General features: G+C 60.7%; 14 protein-coding genes. 8 read left to right on the forward strand and 6 right to left on the reverse strand.

From position 1 onward, the window contains the following. Position 1 precedes the first annotated feature (1 nt). On the reverse strand, positions 2-805 hold the full coding sequence (gene dkgB / locus AC1DHT_RS19250) for a 2,5-didehydrogluconate reductase DkgB (RefSeq protein WP_427539701.1): 804 nt from the start codon (positions 803-805) through the stop codon (positions 2-4). Between the two features lie 372 nt (positions 806-1177). On the opposite strand from dkgB, the gene AC1DHT_RS19255 reads away from it, so the two are divergent. Together AC1DHT_RS19255 and AC1DHT_RS19260 are read left to right on the forward strand one after the other, a co-directional pair. Further along, positions 1178-2614: a mechanosensitive ion channel domain-containing protein gene (locus tag AC1DHT_RS19255; protein WP_427539704.1), complete on the forward strand. Its 1437-nt coding sequence runs from the start codon at positions 1178-1180 to the stop codon at positions 2612-2614. Between the two features lie 435 nt (positions 2615-3049). Next, positions 3050-3490, forward strand: coding sequence for a carboxymuconolactone decarboxylase family protein (locus AC1DHT_RS19260; RefSeq protein ID WP_427539707.1), 441 nt, complete (start codon positions 3050-3052; stop codon positions 3488-3490). A gap of 7 nt (positions 3491-3497) precedes the next feature. Here the strand turns inward: AC1DHT_RS19260 and AC1DHT_RS19265 are convergent, their stop codons facing one another. Together AC1DHT_RS19265 and AC1DHT_RS19270 are read right to left on the reverse strand one after the other, a co-directional pair. Further along, positions 3498-5090 (reverse strand): DHA2 family efflux MFS transporter permease subunit, encoded by a 1593-nt coding sequence (locus AC1DHT_RS19265; protein ID WP_442114783.1) that lies wholly within the window; start codon positions 5088-5090, stop codon positions 3498-3500. Continuing rightward, the gene (locus AC1DHT_RS19270) at positions 5087-6214 is read right to left on the reverse strand and encodes an HlyD family secretion protein (RefSeq protein WP_427539713.1); all 1128 of its coding nucleotides are present in this window, start codon (positions 6212-6214) and stop codon (positions 5087-5089) included. Before AC1DHT_RS19270 ends, AC1DHT_RS19265 begins: the two co-directional genes overlap by 4 nt. Before the next feature lie 298 nt (positions 6215-6512). Here AC1DHT_RS19270 and AC1DHT_RS19275 point away from each other — a divergent pair, with 298 nt between their 5' ends. The 4 genes from AC1DHT_RS19275 (at position 6513) to AC1DHT_RS19290 (ending at position 14576) form a co-directional block, all read left to right on the forward strand. Beyond that, on the forward strand, positions 6513-8240 hold the full coding sequence (locus AC1DHT_RS19275; protein ID WP_427539716.1) for a ShlB/FhaC/HecB family hemolysin secretion/activation protein: 1728 nt from the start codon (positions 6513-6515) through the stop codon (positions 8238-8240). A gap of 107 nt (positions 8241-8347) precedes the next feature. After that, complete coding sequence (locus AC1DHT_RS19280) at positions 8348-13126, forward strand: hemagglutinin repeat-containing protein (RefSeq protein WP_442114784.1); 4779 nt, start codon at positions 8348-8350, stop codon at positions 13124-13126. A gap of 492 nt (positions 13127-13618) precedes the next feature. Further along, a complete protein-coding gene (locus AC1DHT_RS19285) occupies positions 13619-13813 on the forward strand; it encodes a hypothetical protein (protein ID WP_427539722.1) in 195 nt (64 codons plus the stop codon). A 55-nt stretch (positions 13814-13868) separates the two neighbouring features. Further along, the gene (locus AC1DHT_RS19290; RefSeq protein WP_427539725.1) at positions 13869-14576 is read left to right on the forward strand and encodes a hypothetical protein; all 708 of its coding nucleotides are present in this window, start codon (positions 13869-13871) and stop codon (positions 14574-14576) included. Between the two features lie 76 nt (positions 14577-14652). On the opposite strand, the gene AC1DHT_RS19295 is transcribed toward AC1DHT_RS19290, so the two are convergent. Further along, entirely contained in the window at positions 14653-15804 is a 1152-nt protein-coding gene (locus AC1DHT_RS19295) for an MFS transporter (protein WP_427539728.1), read from the reverse strand. Between the two features lie 324 nt (positions 15805-16128). Between AC1DHT_RS19295 and AC1DHT_RS19300 the strand changes: the two genes are divergently transcribed. Next, positions 16129-17214 (forward strand): aromatic ring-hydroxylating oxygenase subunit alpha, encoded by a 1086-nt coding sequence (locus AC1DHT_RS19300; protein ID WP_442114786.1) that lies wholly within the window; start codon positions 16129-16131, stop codon positions 17212-17214. A gap of 82 nt (positions 17215-17296) precedes the next feature. Beyond that, positions 17297-18289 carry a diaminopimelate epimerase gene (locus AC1DHT_RS19305; RefSeq protein WP_427539734.1) on the forward strand — a complete coding sequence of 331 codons (993 nt, stop codon included), beginning with the start codon at positions 17297-17299 and terminating at the stop codon, positions 18287-18289. A 144-nt stretch (positions 18290-18433) separates the two neighbouring features. Here AC1DHT_RS19305 and codA read toward each other — a convergent pair whose 3' ends face one another. Continuing rightward, entirely contained in the window at positions 18434-19672 is a 1239-nt protein-coding gene (gene codA, locus AC1DHT_RS19310) for a cytosine deaminase (RefSeq protein ID WP_427539737.1), read from the reverse strand. Between the two features lie 98 nt (positions 19673-19770). Then, positions 19771-20127: a 6-carboxytetrahydropterin synthase QueD gene (gene queD / locus AC1DHT_RS19315; protein WP_019692825.1), complete on the reverse strand. Its 357-nt coding sequence runs from the start codon at positions 20125-20127 to the stop codon at positions 19771-19773. Positions 20128-20196 lie beyond the last annotated feature (69 nt).

Here is a 20196-nt window from a genome sequence, read left to right on the forward strand (position 1 = left end):
CTCAATCCCAGTCGGGAGCGATACCTTTCGGGCTGGTCAGGCGCTGGCCACGTTCAAGCCCGGCGATCAGCGCCATATCGGCATCGCTCAACGTCAGGTCGCGGGCCGCCAGGTTGCTGTCGAGGTTGGCCCGTTGGGTCGAAGACGGAATCACCGCGTAACCCTGCTGCATGGCCCAGGCCAGCGTGACTTGCGCCGGGGTTGCCTGATGCCGCTCGGCGATCTGCTGGATGACCGGGTCCTTCAGGACTTCGCCGTAGGCCAAAGTCATGTAGGAGGTGATTTGAATACCCTGGCTCTGGGCGAACTCGACCACTGTGCGGTTTTGCAGGTAAGGGTGCAGCTCGATCTGATTGGTCGCGATGTTGTCTGCGCCGACCGCGTCGATGGCTTGTTGCATGAGGTCGACGGTGAAGTTCGACACACCGATCTGCCGGGTCAGGCCCAGCGCCTTGGCTTCCAGCAGGGCGCCCATGAATTCATGCACCGGCACCTGGTTTTCCGGGGACGGCCAGTGAATCAGCGTCAGGTCCAGGTAATCGGTTTTCAGTTTGCGCAGGCTGTCTTTCAAGCTGCTGATCAGTTGGTCCTTGGCGAAATTGGCGATCCAGATCTTGCTGGTGATGAACAACTCTTCGCGGGCAATGCCGCTGGCGGCGATGGCTTGGCCGACGTCGGCTTCGTTGTCGTAGATCTGCGCGGTATCGATCACCCGGTAACCGAGTTCAAGGCCGGTGCTCACCGAATCGATGGCCACCTGGCCTTGCAGGCGAAACGTACCGAGGCCGAAGGCGGGAACAGACATGTGTGACTCCAGGGGTTGTGACGGGAATGGCCGCGAGTATCCCGGTCTGCATCCTTGAGAAAAACCGCTGAATCGGCAAAGCACTTTTTACTGAAAATCACGAATCCAGGGGCCGTGCGCTCAAGCGATGGTGGGTGGCGTACACGGATTCTGCATACGCCACTCACCAACTGTGGGAAGAGCCGGGCGACGTTCGTCTGCTCGCGATAGCGGTCTGACAGTCACTGCATCGGTGTCTGTTCCACCGTCATCGCGAGCAGGCTCGCTCCCACATTGGTATTGTGCGAGTTGCGTTCACCTTGCAATCAAACACTCCTACACTGTGCCCAATCTGTGCGATCTTCACGCCATTGGTCTTGCTGGAGTTGCTTGATGTTGTCACTTCTCACCGATCACCCGCTGTTTTGCGCCTTGGCGCTGATTTTGCTCGACATCCTGCTGTGGCGGTTGATCAGCGTCAGTCACTGGCAGTTGGTCGTGCGGGTGGTGATTTTTGCGTTGTTCAGTGCCGTGCTGTTCAACGAAGGCATGAACCCGATGGACGTGGCGCCCTGGCCGGAGAACGTGCCATTGCACCTGGCTGCGACCGGATTGCAGATCGGTTGGTGGCTGTTCGGCGCGCGAACCCTGACGGTGTTGCTCGGCACGGTGATGATGCAACGGGTCGGGCATACCGGCCGGCTGTTGCAGGATTTGCTCGGTGCGGTGATTTTCCTGATCGCGATCATTGCCGCCCTGGCGTATGTGCTCGATTTGCCGGTCAAAGGCGTGCTGGCGACTTCCGGTGCCCTGGCGATCATCGTCGGCCTGGCATTGCAGAGTACCCTCAGCGACGTGTTTTCCGGCATCGTGCTCAACACCACCAAACCCTATCAACTGGATGACTGGATCTCCATCGACGGCACCGAAGGCCGGGTCACCGATATCGATTGGCGGGCCACGCGGCTACAAACCTCACAGGGCAGCATGGCGGTGATCCCCAACTCGTTGGCAGCCAAGGCCAAGATCATCAACTTCAGCCGGCCCAGCGACATCTTCGGCATTACCATCAGCCTGCAACTGAGCCCCCATGCACGCCCGCACACGGTGATCGAAGCGCTGGAGCGGGCGATGCAGGGTTGCCGGCCGTTGCTCGGCAAACCGGCACCGAGCGTTTCCTTGAAAAGCTCCAGCGCCAGTGGCGTGGAGTACGAGATCATCGGATTTGTATCGTCCATGGGGCAAAAACGTGAAGTGCGCAATCTGCTGTACGACCTGGCCTTCCGGCATTTGCGTGCGTCGGGCGTGAGCCTGTTGTCGACCGCAGAAACCACAGCACCGCCGGACCTTTCGCGGCCACGGGCGTTGCTCGAAAGCTCGAGTATTTTCTCGACCTTGCGTTCGGAAGAGAAAGACACCTTCAGCCAGAACATGACGCTTATTACCTTCCGTCCCGGGGAAATGATCCTGCCGGCGGGCGAGGTCAGCGATCACCTGTTCATCATCGAATCCGGAGTGGTGTCGGTGGCCTTGAGCCGTGGCGGCAACAAGTTCGAAGCCGGGCGCATGGGGCCAGGCGAGGTGATCGGCGAAGCCGGGATTCTCTCGGATAAATCGGTACCGGCAGACTTTACCGCCAAGACCTTCTGCACCTTGTACCGGATCGAAAAGGAATACCTCAAACCCTGTCTCGACGCCCGCCACGACATCAACGAAGCGATGCAGACGCTGCTGGATTTCCGCTTGCACACCGCACAAACCCTGACTCAGGAAGTGCCGAAAGTGGTGGAGAAGAAGGGCTTTCTGCAGTGGTTGCGTAGCCGGGCTTAGCCCGTAACGAAGCCTTCACAATGTTCTCTCGTGGGAGCAATCAAAAAACCGCCAACCTCGTGAAAAGGTGGCGGGTTTTGTGTTGTTCGGGTCTATCAACCAGTTACGCCGCTACACACGCTCCGTAGCAGCTGCCGAGCCCGCGAGGCTGCGTTCGAGGACGCAGTCCTCGCCAATCCTGTGTACACGGTTTGCCTGCAAGAACGTGTTGCCTGAATTTACGACTGCTTCGCAGCCGAACGCAGCCTCGCGGGCTCGGCAGCTGCTACGGTTGCGACGGTTGCTGTTACTCCGGCGGATCGAGGTGATTCAGTGTTCGATTAAAAGACGGGCGGGTCAGTCATTGGCTACCCCTATTTCTGAACAATTGGCTATTTGTGCCAATCGCCGGCAGCGCTACCGTATGGCGCATCCCCACTAGCTACGGAGCTGACCATGCAATCTCGTGTCGATTTCTACACCGCCTCGCCGGATGCCCTCAAAGCCATGATCGCGCTGGAAAGCGCGGTGACAAAACTGCCGCTGGAAAAGTCGCTGATCGAACTGGTCAAGCTGCGTGCCTCGCAAATCAATGGCTGTGCCTTTTGCGTCGACATGCACACCGCCGATGCGCGCAAAGCTGGCGAGACCGAGCGCCGTCTGTATGCGGTGTCGGTCTGGCGTGAAACACCGTTCTTCACCCCGCGTGAACGTGCGGCGCTGGCCTGGACCGAAGCCCTGACTCGCATCAGTGAAACTCACGCCCCGGACGAGGACTACGCCCTGTTGAGCGCCGAGTTCGACGCCAGGGAAATGGTCGACCTCAGCGTGGCGATTACCACCATCAACGCCTGGAACCGCCTGGCGGTGGGCTTTCGCAAAATGCCCCAGGCCTGATCCGGGATCAATGGGCGTCTGCTGACGGCGCAGCCGGTGGTTGCACCTTGCGCATCAACGGCACCATCAGCGTGGCGATCATGAAGCAGACCATGATCGTCAGGAACGCGTCGCCATAGGTTTGCGTCTGGGCTTCGCGGTAGGTCAGCAGCCACAGTTGGTGCAGGCTGGCCGTCACGCCTGCGTCGCCGCTCTGACCCAGGGCGGAGAAGTTGCTGCCGACCTGTGACAGCCACTGGTTCAGGGCTTCATTGCTGCTGTTCAGGTGCTCGGCCAGTCGCGTGAAGTGCAGGTTGGTGCGGTCATTGAGGATCGTTGCGCAGGCAGCGATGCCGATCGCACCGCCCAGATTGCGCATCAGATTGAACAAACCCGACGCGTGCTTCAACCGCGCCGGGGCCAACCCGCCCAAGGTCAGCGTCACTGCCGGTGGCACCGCCAATTGCTGGGCAATCCCGCGCAAGGCTTGCGGCAGTATCAATTCCCTGGCGCCCCAGTCATGGGTAATCGGGCTGAAGTCCCACATCGATAACGCAAACAGCCCAAGGCCGGTCATCATGATCCAGCGCAGGTCGACGCGGTTGGCCAGAAAGGCATACAGCGGAATCGCCATGATCTGGAACACCCCGGTGGAAAACACCGCCAGACCAATGTCTAGTGCTCCATAACCGCGTACCCGACCGAGAAACAGCGGCGTCAGGTAAATGGTCGCGAACAGACCGATCCCGGTGACGAATGAAAAGAAGCAGCCGAGGGCAAAGTTGCGGTCTTTCAGCGCCCGCAGATCAACGATCGGGTTGGCCACGTGCAAGCTCCGGCCGATAAACGCCAGGCCCGCCAGCCCGGAGATCCACGCGGTGGTCAGAATCGTCTGGTCGCTGAACCAGTTCCAGCGCGGACCTTCCTCCAGGGTGTATTCCAGGCAGCCGAGAAACAGCGCCATGAACACCATGCTCAGGTAATCCGCACCCTTGAGCAGGGACAGTTCCGGCTGGTCGATTTTCACCAGCAGCGGCACCGCCACGGCGACGAAAATCCCCGGCACCAGGTTGATGTAGAACAGCCAGTGCCAGGACGACACGTCGGTGATCCAGCCGCCAATCACCGGCCCCAGCGTCGGTGCCAATGAGGCCACCGCGCCAATGGTCGCGGCGGCGATGACCCGTTGTTTGCCGCTGAAGAAAAAGAACGCGGTGGTGAACACCAACGGAATCATCGAGCCGCCGAGAAACCCTTGCAGGGCCCGGAAGGCGATCATGCTCTGGATGTTCCAGGCCGCGCCGCAGAGCAGGCTGGCCAGAGTGAAACCGACCGCCGAAGCGCAGAACTGCCAACGGGTGGAAAACACCCGCGACAACCACCCCGACAGCGGAATCACGATAATTTCAGCGATCAAATAACTGGTTTGCACCCAGGCGGTTTCGTCGGTGCCGGCCGAGAGCCCGCCGCCGATGTCACGCAGCGAAGCCGAAACAATCTGGATATCCAGCAGCGCGATGAACATGCCGATGCACATCGTAGCGAAGGCAAAGACCTTGGTCGCCGTCGCCATGGTCGCAGCATTGAACGGTTGAGCCTGGGCGGTGAGGGCGCGGCTCATGGTGCGCTGGCCCGGACGATGGCAACGGTGGTTTCCTTGGGCGCGGTTTTGGTATCAACCGAGGCGGTCACCGACAGCCCCGGACGCAACTGGCCGAGCACGCCATCGGCGGGATCAAGGAGTATCCGCACTGGCACCCGCTGGACGATTTTGGTGAAGTTGCCGGTGGCGTTTTCTGGTGGCAGCACGCTGAACTGCGCGCCAGTGGCTGGCGCCAGGCTGTCCAGATGACCATGGAACTCACGCCCCGAGAGCACGTCGGCATGAATGCTCACGCGCTGCCCCGGCACCATGTGCGCCAACTGATCTTCCTTGAAGTTGGCATCGACCCACAGACCGCTGGCCGGCACCACCGAGAGCAGTTGCGAGCCGGCCTGGGCATAGGCGCCAACCCGCGCCCGACGGTTGCCGATGACACCGTCGACCGGTGCGCGCAGTTCGGTGTAGCCGAGGTTCAATTGCGCCAGATCTCGTTCGGCACGCGCCTGCATTAACGCGGCTTTGGCTTGTTGCTTGCGGGTAGCGATCACGTCCAGTTGCCGTTGCGTTGCGAGCAGTTCGGCCTGTGCCCGGGCACTCTGCGCTTGGGCCGTCTTGAAGGTGGCATCGGCGCGTTGTGCACTTTCCACCGACACCGCATTACTGCCGACCAGTTTCTTGTAGCGCGCATTGTCATCCCGCGAGCGGGCGGTTTCCGCACCCGCGGCATCGATCCCGGCACGCGCCTGACCGATCACCGCATGCTGCAATTGCTCCGTGGCATCGAGGTTGGCCAGCAGCGCTTCTTGCGCGGCAACGGCACCTTCGGCCTTGGCCAGGCTGGCGCGATAGTCGCGCGAATCGAGGCGTATCAGCAGGTCGCCAGCCTTGACGCGCTGGTTGTCGGTCACCAGCACTTCTTCGATATAACCGGCGACTTTCGGCCCGATCACCGTCACATCGCCACCAATGTAGGCATCGTCGGTTTCTTCGATGAATCGGCCGCTGGTCCACCAGTGCGAACCGTAGAGGGCGATCAACGCCAGAGCAATGAGGCCCGCAACGGCGAGCAGCAAGCGCTTGAGCAAAGGAGGGCGCGCAGGTTGCACGGCAAGGGAAGGATCAACAGTGTTCAGGCTGGTCATGGCAATCCCCTATGGGGTAGCAGTCGTTATTACGGCTGTAATATGACGTAGGTAATATTTTCTGACAAATGATTTTTCCAGCCGCTCGTCGGTTGCCGGTCATCCAGGGCGGACGCTTTTGATAGGTGGTGCTGTGAGCGTGCGTGCGAGCCGTACGGCCTGATCGATGAAAACTGTAGTGATGTTTAATTATTAAATACGACGTAGGCAGCGTCTTGCATTTGTGTAGTCAGGGTTTGACTATCACGCCAATTGATAGCGTGGCATTAGGCCAGTTAATCGAATGCAAGGATGTTGAGTGCCGTTTTCGCTTTCCGTTGTTCCGCGTTTTTCCACCCCATTCTTTCCACGTTTGTTGGCCGCGCTGCTGAGCCTGGGCATCGCTGCGCTCCAGGCTGCAGAACCCTCGGCGCTCGACCAGGAAGGGCTGCGTCAGCAACAGCAGCAACAACGCGACCTGCAACAATTGCAACTGGAACAGCGGCGCCGCCAATTGCAACGCGGCAGCTTTGGACCGGCGCCAGGCACTCCCGCGTTGCCCGCGCAGGTCACTGCCGATGAGCGATGCTGGCCCTTGAGCGGGACACGCATTGGTGGCGTCACGCTGTTGAGCAGCCGTGAACTGAATGAGCAACTCAAGCCGCAGATCGCTTCGTGCATGGGGGTCGGCCAGATCAATCATCTGTTGGCGACCATCACCCGCTTGTATGTGGATGCCGGTTACATCGCCAGTCGACCGTATCTGGTCAGCGCCCCGGCGGCCGGCCAGTCGCTGGATATCCGGGTCGATGAAGGTTACGTCGAGTCCATCGAACTGCCGGATCAGAGCTTGCCGGTCGCACTGGGCGGGGCCTTTCCCGGCATGCTCGGCAAGCCGCTGAACCTGCGCGATCTGGAGCAGGGCCTGGATCAGTTGAACCGCTTGCGCTCACTCGATCTGACGGCCGACATCGCCCCCGGCAGTCAGCCCGGCGCCTCGCGGATCATCTTGCGTTCTCGCAGCAGCGCCGCCTCGCGCTGGGCCTTGGGGTTGGGCCTGGACAACCTCGGCAGCGCCAGCACCGGACGCGATCGCGACACTTTGAGCCTGAGTCTGGACAGCCCGTTGCAGCTCAATGATCTGCTCAGCATCAATCTCAGCGACACCCTCAACCATGGCCCGCGTTATAGCCGTAACGTCAGCCTGTATTACGCCATTCCTTACGGTTACTGGACGTACAGCCTGTTCGCCAGCCGTGCCGAATACCGAGCGCCATTCAAACTTCCCCAAGGCACCCTCTACGGCACCGGGCTGACCAACCAGCTCAGCCTGCGCGCCGACCGTGTGCTKTGGCGTGATCAAGGCCATCAGCTCAGCGCCAACCTGCAACTGGCGCACAAGGATGTCGACAGCTATTTCGTAAACACTCGTCTGGATATTCAAAGCCCGACGCTGACTGTGGCCGAAGCCGGGTTGAACCTGTTCTGGCTCAACAGCGCGGTGTGGAACCTCGACATCAACTATGCCCAGGGGCTAAGTGGGTGGGGCGCCGACGACGATGCCCAGCGCCAGAACAGCAACCTGCCCAAGGCGCAGTTCCGCAAGTACCGCGCCAACCTCAGTCAGTGGCGCAATGGCCAGTTCGCCGGGCAAGCCTGGCAGTGGCAGAGCCAGCTCTCGCTGCAATACAGCCCCGACCCGCTGCCGGCCATCGAACAACTGCTGGTTACCGACGATTCCGCCGTCCGCGGCTATCGCGAAAACAATGCATCCGGCGCCATCGGAACGATCTGGCGCAACACCTTGCGCTTGCCACTGAACAGCGGCTTGCCGGTGCACATCACCCCGCGCGTGGGCCTGGACAACGGTTGGCTCAAGACCGATCACGGCGCTCCAGGCCAACGGCTGAGCGGTGCCAGTGCCGGGCTCAACCTGAGCTGGAAAAACCTGCAAGTCGACATCGATTACCAACGCAGCCTCAACACACCCAAAGGCTTTGGGAATGAACCCGAAACCTGGCTGATGCGCCTGGGCCTGCAGATATGAAAACCACTACCCCTGACAGCCTGAAACAGCCGCGGTATCTGAGCGCGACAGCAGCGGCGTACTCCCCAACGCGCAACTGGATTCAGCCCATTTATTGAGAGGTTCTCATGCCGATAGAAAAGTTCGCGTTTCACCTTTCCCCTCGAGGCAAACTGCGTTGGGCGATTGCCAGCCTGTTCCTCGTTGCCCAATTACCTCAGGCGTTTGCCGGTGGCGTGACGGTCGCACCCGGTCCGGGCGGCACCCCGCAACTGCAAAATCAGGCCGGTGTACCGATCGTCAATATCGTTGCGCCCAATGGCGCCGGTCTGTCGCATAACCAGTTTCTCGATTACAACGTCGACCGTCAGGGGCTGGTGTTGAACAACGCCCTGCAAGCCGGGCAGTCGCAACTCGCTGGGCAATTGGCCGCCAACCCGCAGTTCCAGGGCCAGGCGGCGAGCGTGATCCTCAACGAAGTGATCAGCCGTAACGCCTCGGCCCTTAACGGCGCGCAGGAGATTTTCGGGCGCTCGGCCGACTACGTGCTGGCCAACCCAAACGGTATCTCGGTCAATGGCGGCAGCTTCATCAACACCCCGAATGCCAACCTGGTGGTCGGTCGTCCCGAGCTGAACGACGGTAAATTGCAGGGGCTCAACACCCGTGACGGCACCGGTCATTTGCAGATCCAGGGCCAGGGTCTGACGAACCGCGAAGGCAGCATCAACCTGATCGCCCCGCGCATCGACAGCCAGGGCCGCATCGATGCGCGCGACCAGTTGAACCTGACTGTCGGCCGCAATCTGCTGGATTACCCCAGTGGACAGGTGCGCAGCGTCGACCCGACCGGCACCACTCAGGATTCACGCATCGATGCCAGCCTGTTCGGTGCCATGCAGGCTGGACGCATCAACATTGTCAGCACCGCCGAAGGCGCTGGCGTGCGGGTCGGCCCGGTCCAGGTTGAAGGCCGTGACGGCGTGAAGATTCAATCCGCAGGTGACTTGCAGATCAGCGGCCAGGCACTCCCCAACAGCCTCGACATCACCCGCAGCGCGGTACGCAGCAGCCAGGGGGATGTTGCGTTGCACGGTGACAAGGACCTGACGTTGGCGGCGGCGGATGTCAGCGGTCGCAACGTCAAGCTCGACGCCGGGCGCAACCTCACGCTGAGCAGCGTCGAAGCGCGCAAGCTTCAGGAAAAACGCGAGAACTGGAACAACAACACCATCGGCATCACCTGGGAAACCTACGACCGGACCCAGACCGACAGCGACTCGCGCCAGCACGGCAGCCAGGTCGTGGCGACTCACACTGCCGAACTCAAGGCCGGCGCCAGCACCGAACTCAAGGCCGCCAAGGTCGAGGCCGGCGAAACCCTGAAGGTCGACAGCGGTGCTGATCTGCGCCTGATGGCAGCGACTGAAACCCGCACCCAGACCGATCAGGGCCAGCACCGCAAGCACCTGTGGAAAGCCGACTGGAACAACAGCAGCGAGGAGCAACGCAGCGTCACCAGCCAGTTGAAGGCCGGCAAGAACATTGCGATCAGCAGCGGCGAGTTGCTGTCTTCGCAAGGCGCGGAACTGACCAGCAAGGGCGACATTCACCTCGCCGGCAAACAGGTCGAGATCGGCAGCGCCAGCCGTACGCAGAGCAGCAGCAAGAACGGTTATTCGGGCGATCTGGTCGGTGGCGGATTCTTCGGCAAGACCGGCGATGCCGATCAGGGCAAGACCCTTAATCAGGGCAGCAAGATCAACGCCGACGGCAAATTGATCGTCAAGGCTGACGACGTGCGCATCAGCGGCAGCCAGGTGCGTGGCAGGTCCGAGGCCAGTGTTATCAGCGACAAAGGCTCGTTGACCATCGACGGCGTGCAGAACACTTCCCACAGCAACAGCCATGACAGGGACAGTAAGTTCTTTGGCATCGCCAAGGATGAAAGCCGACAGAACCTCAAGGGCAGCACTACTATCAGCAGCCAGCTGAGTTCCGACAGTAACCTTGTGCTCAAGAGCGCCAAGGACATCGACGTGGTCGGCGCCACGGTCTCGGCCGGTGGCTCGCTCAGCGCGGACGCGGTGGGCAAGCTGACGGTCAGCTCGGCTCAGAATACTTCCGACAGCAGCGCCTCGAGCCAGAGCCGTGGTTTCGACGCCTATGCCAAAGAGAATGCGCCAGGTGCCGGTCAGTACCGCGCCGGAATTCACTACGAAGACAAACAGCAAACCACCACTGCCAATGAAACCCGTCAGCAAGGCGCAAGCCTGACCGGCGCCAATGTCGAACTGGCGGCGGGCGGCGACCTGACGCTCAAAGGTGCCAACGTCAAAGCCTCTGCCGGGGATGTCCGCCTCAGTGGGCAGAACGTTGCGCTGTTGGCCGAACACGACAGCACCTCCAGCACCACGGACACCACCCGCAACGCTGGCGGTTTCTACTACACCGGTGGTCTGGATCGCGCTGGCAGTGGTGTCGATTTTGCTCACAGCAACAGTCAGGACAGCACCGCCAAAGCCACGGCTCGCACCACGGGTGTCGAGAGCAGCGGCAAGCTGCAGATCAACGCCGGCAACGGCACGCTGACCACCCAGGGCGCGCAGGTCAACGCCGGTTCGACGCTTCAGGTCACGGCTGGGCGAGTCGACAACCAGGCCGCCAATAACACCGACAGCAGTTCCCACAAGGAGAGCAACTGGTCGGCCGATGTCGGTGCCAACGTCGAGTACAAAGGCATTGCCCGCCCCATCGCCAAAGCCATTGAAGGTGTGGCCCAGAGCAAGGTTCAGCAACCGGGCTTGCTGGATAACCTCACGCAGCCGAATGTCGGCATCGACGTCGAGGTCGGTCATTCGAACAACAGCCGGAGCGAGCAAAACAGCACCGCTGTGGTCAGTCAGTTCAAGGGCGGGGCGGTTGATGTTCAGGTGGCCGGTGAAGTGAAGGATCAGGGCACCCAGTACCGTGCAACCGACGGCGCGTTGACGATCAAGGCTGACAGTCAGGTCGCGACGGCGGCCGCCAACACTCACAGCAGCAGCGAGCAAGCGGTGGATGCCAAGGTGGGCGTTCGCGTCTATACCACCACCGGCGAAGACGTGAACGTGCGCGGTAGCGGGGCGGGCGGTAGCCGCCAGACTTCCGAGACCAGCTCCAAAGCGGTGGTTGGCAGCTATGCCGGCAATCAGGGTGTGAAGATCGATCTGCGCGGTGACGGCCAGTACGAAGGCAGTCAGTTCAACGGCGGGCAGGGCGGTGTGGCGATCAAGAGCGGTGGCGATCTGGCGCTGAATCAGGCCAACGACCATCAGAGCAGCAGCACTTCCAGCCTGCGCGGCGATGGCTCGCTGACGGTCGGCACCAACCCTGGCGCCGAAGGCAGCAACGTCAACCTTGGCGCTGGTTTCCAACTTGATCACAAGGCCAACCAGACCGACGACAGCCAGGCCCGGGTTGCGAGTATTCAGGGCAAAGGTCCGGTGCAACTGAGCAGCGCTGGCGATCAAGTGCTGCAAGGCACGACCATCGGCACGGTGGTGAACAAGGCGGCTGACATCTCGCTGAATGCCGGCGGCAAGCTCGATCTGCAAGCCGCGACGGACACTCACAGCGCCAATGGCAGCAACCTGGGCGGTGGCCTCAATGTCGGTGGCGGTAAAAGCAGTACCGAGAAAAGCAGCGGCTTGAATGGCAACCTGAGTGCCAATTTCAACATCGGCCGGGTGGGTGAAAACAGCCAGAGCCTGAAGGGCGGCAGCCTGAACAGTCAGGGTCCGGTCCTGCTGAGCAGCGGCGCCAGCGCTGCTGACGCTATCCACTTGCAGGGCACTCAGGTCAGTGCGCCAAGCGTGACCCTCGATGCTCAGCAGGGCGGAATTTATCAGGAGTCGGCGCAATCGACTCAGGCCATCAACAACTGGGGGCTGACCCTCGGCGCTGGCGGTAATGCGAGCAAGTCCACACCGTCAGCGACTAATGATCAGGACGTGGCCAAGAGCGGCCACGGCTTCGACGCGCGGGTGAAAATCGACGTCGACAACCGCACCGGCACCACCCAGAAAAACAGCCACATCCAGGCTGACAGCGTGGTGCTGAACAGCGCTGGCGACACCCGGTTGGCCGGTGCCCGCATCGACGCCCAACAAGTCAGCGGCCAGGTTGGCGGTGATCTCACGGTCGAAAGCCGTCAAGACCATGAGAGTGGGGGCAAGGTTGGTATCGACCTGCGTTTGAACGCGGAGAAGAACCAGCCAGGCGCCGTCGGCAAACTGGCCAAGACCACCGGCCCGCTCAAGGACAAGGTTGAGGGCAAGGCCCAGGAGGCTTTCGACAGCCATCGCGACAAGCTGGAAACCGCCGTCGACAAAAGTGTCGAGGGGCTGGCCTCGGCCAAGGACTCACTGACCCGCAGCGGCAGTTACTCGCTCAACGAGAAAGACTCCGCCGGCAGCAAGGTCGCCGACGCGACCCAAAGCGCGCTGTTCGGCGACAAGAGCGGTGAAACCTCATACACCCCGACGCTGTACCTGGACGTCAGCCACACCAGCAAAAACAGCGTTACCCAGGCGTCCGGCATCAGCGGCAGCCAAGGCGTCGACCTTCGGGTCGGTGGGGAAACACAACTGACCGGTGCACGGATTTCTGCCAAGGAAGGTTCGGTGGATCTGGGAGGTTCCAGGGTCACCGGTACCAGCCTCAGCGGCAGTGACTACCGGGCCGATGTTGGCCTCAACCTGTCCAAGTCAGCGGTCAACCTAGCGACTGGCGCCAAGGACGAACTCACCCAAACCCCTGACGCCGCCACGGCCAGGGATCGCAAGTTCAACCTTGGCCCACTGAGTGCCGGTGGTCATTACGAGACCCAGGTGGTGCAAGCCGGTATCGACGAGAAAACCCTCTAAGCCGGGGGCCTTGCGCAAACAATAAAGCCCCTCTCCTGGCAACAGGAGGGGGGCTTTGTTTTTGACTGCGGTAACTAACAAGTTCACTTATTATTTCTGTCGGCTACCTGAACATTATTCAGAAAATAGTGCGCGTGCTCTGTTGGGGGCGGACAAGTCAATAACTCGGTGGATATACTCCGGCGCATCCGAAGAATGATTCTTTAGTTGAGAAGATCTCGCTGATCAAGCACTTGAATGATGTTTGTTTGTGCGCGCGACTATCAGAAACAAGTGTGCTGATGTTTCGTAATGTGTATCAGTGTGTGTAACTTGTTTTTGATGGTAAGCACTCTTGGTGTCGGCCTGTATAGGTTTCAAGGCAGGCATGGTGCCGGTGGTGGACGTTTTCGGATGAAATAAAATTGTCACAAAATGAAATGAATTTCGTTCGGCCAAGTTGGGCGGTCGTGCCTCGTCATGGCCGTTAATGAAAGATCAGGAGCGTCGAAGATGACCGAAGAACCTAGTTGTAACTCTCAACACCTGAACGCTGCCTTATTGTCGAAGGCATTAACTTTAACCGTTGCAAACCCTCCTCGTTATATTCATGAGGAGCGTTTTCGTGAACAAGTATTCAAGGTCGATCATGCCGAACTACACACTTTGCCGCACCGCCCACTCGAAAACCGCCGCGCAGGCCGTTGAGGCCGTTTCATTCACTGCTTTTCTTCAAGATCTGTCTCCCCACAAACGCGGGGTCATGCGGCAAAACCTTCTGTTTGTCGGTGTGGCCGTTGGCGTCTCCCTTCTGCTGACTCTCGCTTCCAAGGCCCACGCCGCCGGCGGCCCCTATGTGGTCGATGACGGTTCGATCAACGCCCCCGGCGAATGCAACGTCGATGTCTGGTACAAAAGCCAGCGCCACCAACAGTCGAACCATGAAACGGAGCTGTCCCAGGACTGCACGTTCAAGGCGCTGCCCTCGGTGCAGTTCGGCGCGGCGGTGTCCCACGGCCACGACGATGGCGACCGGGAGACCCAGGTCAGCCCGAAGATCAAGGCGCAGGTGTTCAGTGATGACGAGCTGGGGCTGGAAGTGGCCCTTGCCGCAGGCGCAAATTTTGCCCTCAACCGCCGCCACTCCTTCGATGGCGCCGACCTGACCCTGCCCATGACGTATCAGCCGGTCGAGTCGTTGCGCCTGAACGTCAGCACCGGCTGGACCCACGAATATGACGACGGCAAGCAACGCCGCAGCTGGACCTGGGGCACAGGCGTTGAGTACGCGCTGGCCGAATCCCTGACGCTGATTGCCGAACGCTTCGGCCAGCAGGGTGCAGATCAGGGCTGGCAGGCCGGACCTCGTCTGCATCTGGGCAAAAAGGTTGATATCGACCTAGTGATCGGACGCCACCTGAACAACGACCGCGAACGGTGGCTTGCCACCGGTGCCACGTTGCGTTTTTAAACGCCCGCTGTTTGGCCCCGCGTCACCCGCCAGCGCATTGCGGCGGGTGATGGTTGCGGTCTTTTGCTTCGGCGACTCAGACCTTCAACGCCTTGCCACCGACCGCCACTGCCAGCAGCAACACCGAGATCAATCCGAAGGCAAAACTCAAGCTGCTGCCGTGGGCGATAAAGCCGATCACGGCAGGCCCCGCCAGGATTCCCGCATACCCCAACGTCGTGATGGCGGGCACGGCGATGTTTTCCGGCATGACGTTCTGTTTGCCGACAGCGGTGTACAGCACCGGCACGATGTTCGAACACCCGACCCCAACCAGCGCGTAACCGATCAGCGCGGCTTCCCAGGCCGGTGCCAAGGTTGCCAGCAGCAAACCGGCAGCCGCGGTCAAACCGCCAAACACGATCACGCGCGTGGCCCCCAGCTTATGCACGATGGCATCGCCTGTCAGCCGCCCGACCGTCATGGTCAAGGCAAACGCGGCATAGCCCAGTCCGGCATACGCGGTGTCGAGATCACGCTCTGAGGTCAGGAACACCGCGCTCCAGTCCAGCACCGCGCCTTCGGCCAGGAACACGATAAAGCACAGGCTGCCGATAAACAGCACCACGCCGTGGGGAATGGCGAACGCCGGCCCCGAGCTTTCGCTGCCGTAGGGCAACAGATGGGGCGCAGCCTTGAGCAACGACACCAGCAGAAACACGATCACCACCAAGGTCGCGCCCAACGGCGAAATACCCAGGCCGAGCAGGGCGCTGACACCGGCCGCGCCGACAATCCCGCCGAGGCTGAACAAGCCGTGAAAGCCCGACATCATGGTCTTGCCGCTGGCGCGCTCGACGATCACCGCTTGCAGGTTTACCGTCGAATCCACTGTGCCCAACCCGGCTCCGAACAGGAACAGCGCAGCAATCAGCAGCGGGATCGACGACACCGTGGCCAGCAGCGGCAGTGCCAGGCAGATCAACAGCGTGCCGCCACTGAGCACCCGCCGACAGCCGAAGCGCGAGGCCAGCATACCGGCCATCGGCATCGCCAGAATCGAACCGACCCCCAGGCACAGCAACAACACGCCGAGTGTGCCGTCATCGAGCCCGGCCCGGGCTTTGGCGTATGGCACCAGCGGCGCCCACGCGGCGATGCCGAACCCGGCAATAAAGAAGGCGATGCGCGTCGACATCTGTTCGAGGCGCCCGGGAATGAGTGGGGTTCGGGTGTTGATGGCAGTCATGAAAGTCCTTGGCCAAAACGCCAGCACCTACCCTGCGGGCTGTTGCCGCCAATGGCGCTGCGCAAAGTGCAACATCCTTGCATATCAGGTGCAGTCCGGCGAGGTCGACCGTACAAGTACCTGTTACTTCTTACAGTTTACGGCGACGGTTTTTGCGCATAGAACAAAGCCTGCTTCATCGCGCTGACTCAAGAAGAGTCTGCGTTTCTCCAGTACCGGGAGTCGATGATGGATCATCAAACGCAGGTTTCACTTTCAAGAAAGATCTTCAGCCTGATCGACGAACGGGGCACCAGCATGGCGGGCTCGGTGTATTTGAACCCGGTGTTGTCCTACACCAGTGCGCAGCAACTGGAATGTGAGCAACGCATGTTGTTTCGGGCGCGGCCGTTGCTGATGGGGCTGAGTTGCCGGCTGGTTCACCCAGGCGATTATTTGACTGATGATTTGTCTGGTGTGCCCATACTGGTTGTGCGAACTGCAGAGGGCAGATTGAATGCCTTCATCAATGTCTGCCGGCATCGCGGGGCGAAACTGCTGGAGGGCACTGGTCGTTTGGCATCCTCGCTGTCCTGTCCCTATCACGGCTGGACCTATGATTTGCACGGCACGCTTGCACAGCTGGCACCTTCAGGCGGTTTTGATGGTCTGGATCGTGCCGAACGCAATCTGGTCGCGCTGTCGGTGGTCGAACGCAATGGCTTGATCTGGGTACATCCAACCCCGGGAATGACGATCAATATCGACGCTCAACTGGGCGCGCTGAATGATGAACTCGCCGGGTACGATTTCCAGCGTTTTGCGCACTATGAAACGCGCCTCCTGCACCGCTCGATCAACTGGAAAATCGTGATTGATACCTTTCTTGAAAACTGGCATTTCCCGTTTGTGCACCGGGCAACGGTCTTGCCGATATTTCTGCCGTCTATCAGCCACTTCCAGGCCCTTGGCCTTAACGCCCGTTTGATCATGCCGCGGCGCTCCATCCTCCAGATGCGTGACAGTCCCGAGGACCGCTGGAATTTGCTCAAGCATTCGCTCGTCATCTACCTGCTGTTCCCCAACACGCTATTACTCTGGCAGGGCGATCACCTTGAGATCTGGCGGGCCTTTCCATCCAGGTCAGGGGCCGTCGACCAATGTGTGGCCGAGGTTTCACTCTATACACCACGGGCTGCAACGACTGAGCGCGAACGTAAGTACTGGGACAAGAATATGGAGTTGCTGATCGATACGGTGGACGGTGAAGACTTCAAGCTCAGTGAGCATCTGCAGAAAGGCTTCACGTCCGGGGCTCAGGAGCATTTGACCGTCGGTATAATCGAGCCAGCGCTGCAACACTTTCATAAGGCGATACAGGCTGCGCTGGAGCCAGTTTGCGAGTCGCTGATTGCCTGCCGGTTGCTGTAAATAATCGCTGTTGAATGCGTGCGAACCGGCCCGTCGGGGCCTAAAGTAGCGGTTCTTTTTCGGCCGGGTTCAGGACCATCGCATGACGACGTTTTACGATGCTCGCGGGAATATCTACGCGGTTGTGGCGCCTGAAACACTGCGCCAACGGGGTATTGAACTGCCTGGTCAGGCGTCTTCGGCAGCTGAACAGCGTGCCGACTGGACGCTTGCGGCTATCCAGGCATTTTGCAGTTGGCCCCCCGACACCCAACCGGCCGGTGCCAAGGAGCACCGTTCGGATGGCTTGCTGGTCGGCCCGTTCCAGGCTGCGCCACCGTTTGACCTGTTGATCGTCAACACCGATGGGACGTTGGCCGAGCGCAGCGGCAACGGCCTGACGATTTTTGCCCAGGCGCTGACCGAGCAGGGCTTGATGCCGGCGCAGGGGCGTTGCCTGCTCAAGGTTCACCATGACAAAGGCGATGCGGTGTCTCCTGTCGAAACCTCGGTAACGCCTGCGCAGGTCGACGGCGTGCAGGGTTTCTGGCTGGACCTCGGCAAACCGGCGTTCGGGCCGAATGCTGTGGGGGCCCAGGCGGTCGAGGCGCGGACATTGAATCAACGTGAGTTGAGCCATGTACCGATGCTCGCGCGGCTGAATCCGCTTTGGGCTCACAGTCAGTTCGTGCGGATCGGCAATCCCCATTGTGTGACGCTGGTGGCGGATGCCGAGGCGTTGCCGAGCAATCAGCAGATGCGCGAGCCCGGATTGTCGGCCGACCTGACGCGCATCGCTTTCGCGCCGCCGAGCGGGGCTGGCGAGCCCTGTGCGGCGGGCGTCAATCTGCAATGGGCGAGGCTGGAATCCGAGCGTCGAATTGCTGCTCGGGTCTTCGAGCGTGGGGAAGGGCCGACCGCATCTTCTGGTACCAGCGCCAGCGCGGTGGCTTGCGCGGCGTGGAGTGTGGGGTGGGTGACGGCGGGGACTGTGGCGGTGGTTATGCCCGGCGGTACGGCGCCGGTGTTGCTTGAGGAGCAGGACGGTGAACTGAGCCGGGTCAGTTTGTTTGGGACGGCGCGGTTGATGTCCTGATTCTGCGGTGGCGGTCAGATTGCTATCGTCGGAACGCCGCCCGGAGCCGGCTCGCTCCCACACGGGATCTGTGTCGTCCACAATTGTTGTGGTCGTCGCAGTTCACCTGTGGGAGCGAGCCTGCTCGCGATGGCGTCAGCCCGGTCAGCCGAAAAACTCGACCACCGGCATCTGCCGCTTCATCAACACCTTCCCGCCACGAATCGAGTACAGCGGCAAGCCCTGGCTGCGGATCACTTCGTAATCGCTGTCCGCTGACAGGATCAGCAAGTTCGCCGGACGTCCCGGCTCCAGCCCATAGCGATCACCGAGGGCCATGGCCTTGGCGCTGTTGTCGGTCACCAGGTCCAGCGCGGTTTGCAGGTTGCGGTAACCGAGCATGTGGCAGATGTGCAGGCCGGCTTCGAGCACCCGCAGGATGTTGCCGTTGCCCAGCGGATACCACGGATCGACGATCGAGTCCTGGCCGAAACACACATTCATCCCGGCTTCCAGCAACTCGTTGACCCGGGTGACACCTCGGCGTTTCGGGAAATTGTCGAAGCGCCCCTGCAGGTGAATGCTTTCGGTCGGGCAGGAAACAAAACTGATCCCCGAATGCCCGAGCAGGCGAAAGAGCTTGGCGCAGTAGGCGTTGTCGTAGGAGCCCATGGCCGTGGTGTGGCTGGCGGTCACCCGTGAACCCATGTCGCGGCTGCGGGCTTCTTCGGCCAGCACTTCAAGAAAGCGCGAATGCGGGTCGTCGGTTTCGTCGCAATGCACATCCACCAGGCAGCCGGTGCGCTCGGCCAGGTCCATCAGGAACTTCACCGAGCTGACGCCCTGATCGCGGGTGTACTCGAAATGCGGAATCCCGCCGATCACGTCGGCACCGAGGAGAATGGCTTCCTCCATCAAATCGCGGCCATTGCGATACGACTCGATGCCTTCCTGGGGGAAGGCGACGATTTGCAGGTCGATCAGGTGTCGACTCTCTTCACGCACTTCGAGCATCGCCTTGAGCGCGGTCAACTGCGGGTCGGTCACGTCGACGTGGGTACGTACATGCTGGATACCGTGGGCGGCGAGGGCGCTGATGGTCTTTTTGGCGCGGGTCTTGGTGTCTTCCACCGTGATGGTTGCCTTGCGCTCGCCCCAGCATTCAATGCCTTCGAACAACGTGCCGCTCATGTTCCAGCGCGGTTCACCGGCGGTCAGCGTCGCATCGAGGTGGATGTGTGGCTCGACGAAGGGCGGCACCACCAGATTCCCACCGGCATCGAGGTCTTCGGGTCCGAGGGTCGGGGCTTCGGTCTGACGGGCGATGTTGGCAATCAGGCCGTTTTCCAGGTGCAGTTCATGCAGGCCTTCATGGTTGCGCAGGCGGGCGTTGATGATGTGCATGGGGACGGGTCCTTTTCTCGATCGATAGCGTCAGTGAATGCCTGAATCATAGGCATAAAAAAACCACCGGTCTCGGTGGTTTTTTTTGATCCCCAGGCTTATTCGCCGTGGTAGATGCAACCGCTGGTGCAGGTTTCGTGGATGCGAATGGCGCTGAGTTCCGGCAGCAACGGCTTCAGCTCGTTCCAGATCCACTTGGCGAGGACTTCGCTGGTCGGGTTTTCCAGGCCGGGAATATCGTTCAGGTAGTTGTGGTCCAGGCGCTCGTAGAGCGGCTTGAAGATCGCCTTGATTTCCGAGAAGTCGCGGATCCAGCCAGTGTGCGGATCGAGGTCGCCGCTCAGGTGAATTGCCACTTTGAACGAGTGACCGTGCAGGCGGCCGCACTTGTGGCCTTCCGGGACGTGAGGCAGGCGGTGGGCGGATTCGAAGGTAAACTCTTTGAAGATTTCCACAGTGGTTTGAGCTCTGTCAGGTGGCTATCGCGCGCGGCGATGGGGCAGATCGCGAGTTTAACAGCTTGG

Source organism: Pseudomonas sp. 05N432 (assembly GCF_056396945.1).

Coding starts and splice junctions, on each gene's coding strand:
- dkgB (WP_427539701.1), bottom strand. CDS start 805: ATGTCTGTTCCCGCCTTCGGCCTCGGTACGTTTCGCCTGCAAGGCCAG.
- AC1DHT_RS19255 (WP_427539704.1), top strand. CDS start 1,178: ATGTTGTCACTTCTCACCGATCACCCGCTGTTTTGCGCCTTGGCGCTG.
- AC1DHT_RS19260 (WP_427539707.1), top strand. CDS start 3,050: ATGCAATCTCGTGTCGATTTCTACACCGCCTCGCCGGATGCCCTCAAA.
- AC1DHT_RS19265 (WP_442114783.1), bottom strand. CDS start 5,090: ATGAGCCGCGCCCTCACCGCCCAGGCTCAACCGTTCAATGCTGCGACC.
- AC1DHT_RS19270 (WP_427539713.1), bottom strand. CDS start 6,214: ATGACCAGCCTGAACACTGTTGATCCTTCCCTTGCCGTGCAACCTGCG.
- AC1DHT_RS19280 (WP_442114784.1), top strand. CDS start 8,348: ATGCCGATAGAAAAGTTCGCGTTTCACCTTTCCCCTCGAGGCAAACTG.
- AC1DHT_RS19285 (WP_427539722.1), top strand. CDS start 13,619: ATGACCGAAGAACCTAGTTGTAACTCTCAACACCTGAACGCTGCCTTA.
- AC1DHT_RS19290 (WP_427539725.1), top strand. CDS start 13,869: ATGCGGCAAAACCTTCTGTTTGTCGGTGTGGCCGTTGGCGTCTCCCTT.
- AC1DHT_RS19295 (WP_427539728.1), bottom strand. CDS start 15,804: ATGACTGCCATCAACACCCGAACCCCACTCATTCCCGGGCGCCTCGAA.
- AC1DHT_RS19305 (WP_427539734.1), top strand. CDS start 17,297: ATGACGACGTTTTACGATGCTCGCGGGAATATCTACGCGGTTGTGGCG.
- codA (WP_427539737.1), bottom strand. CDS start 19,672: ATGCACATCATCAACGCCCGCCTGCGCAACCATGAAGGCCTGCATGAA.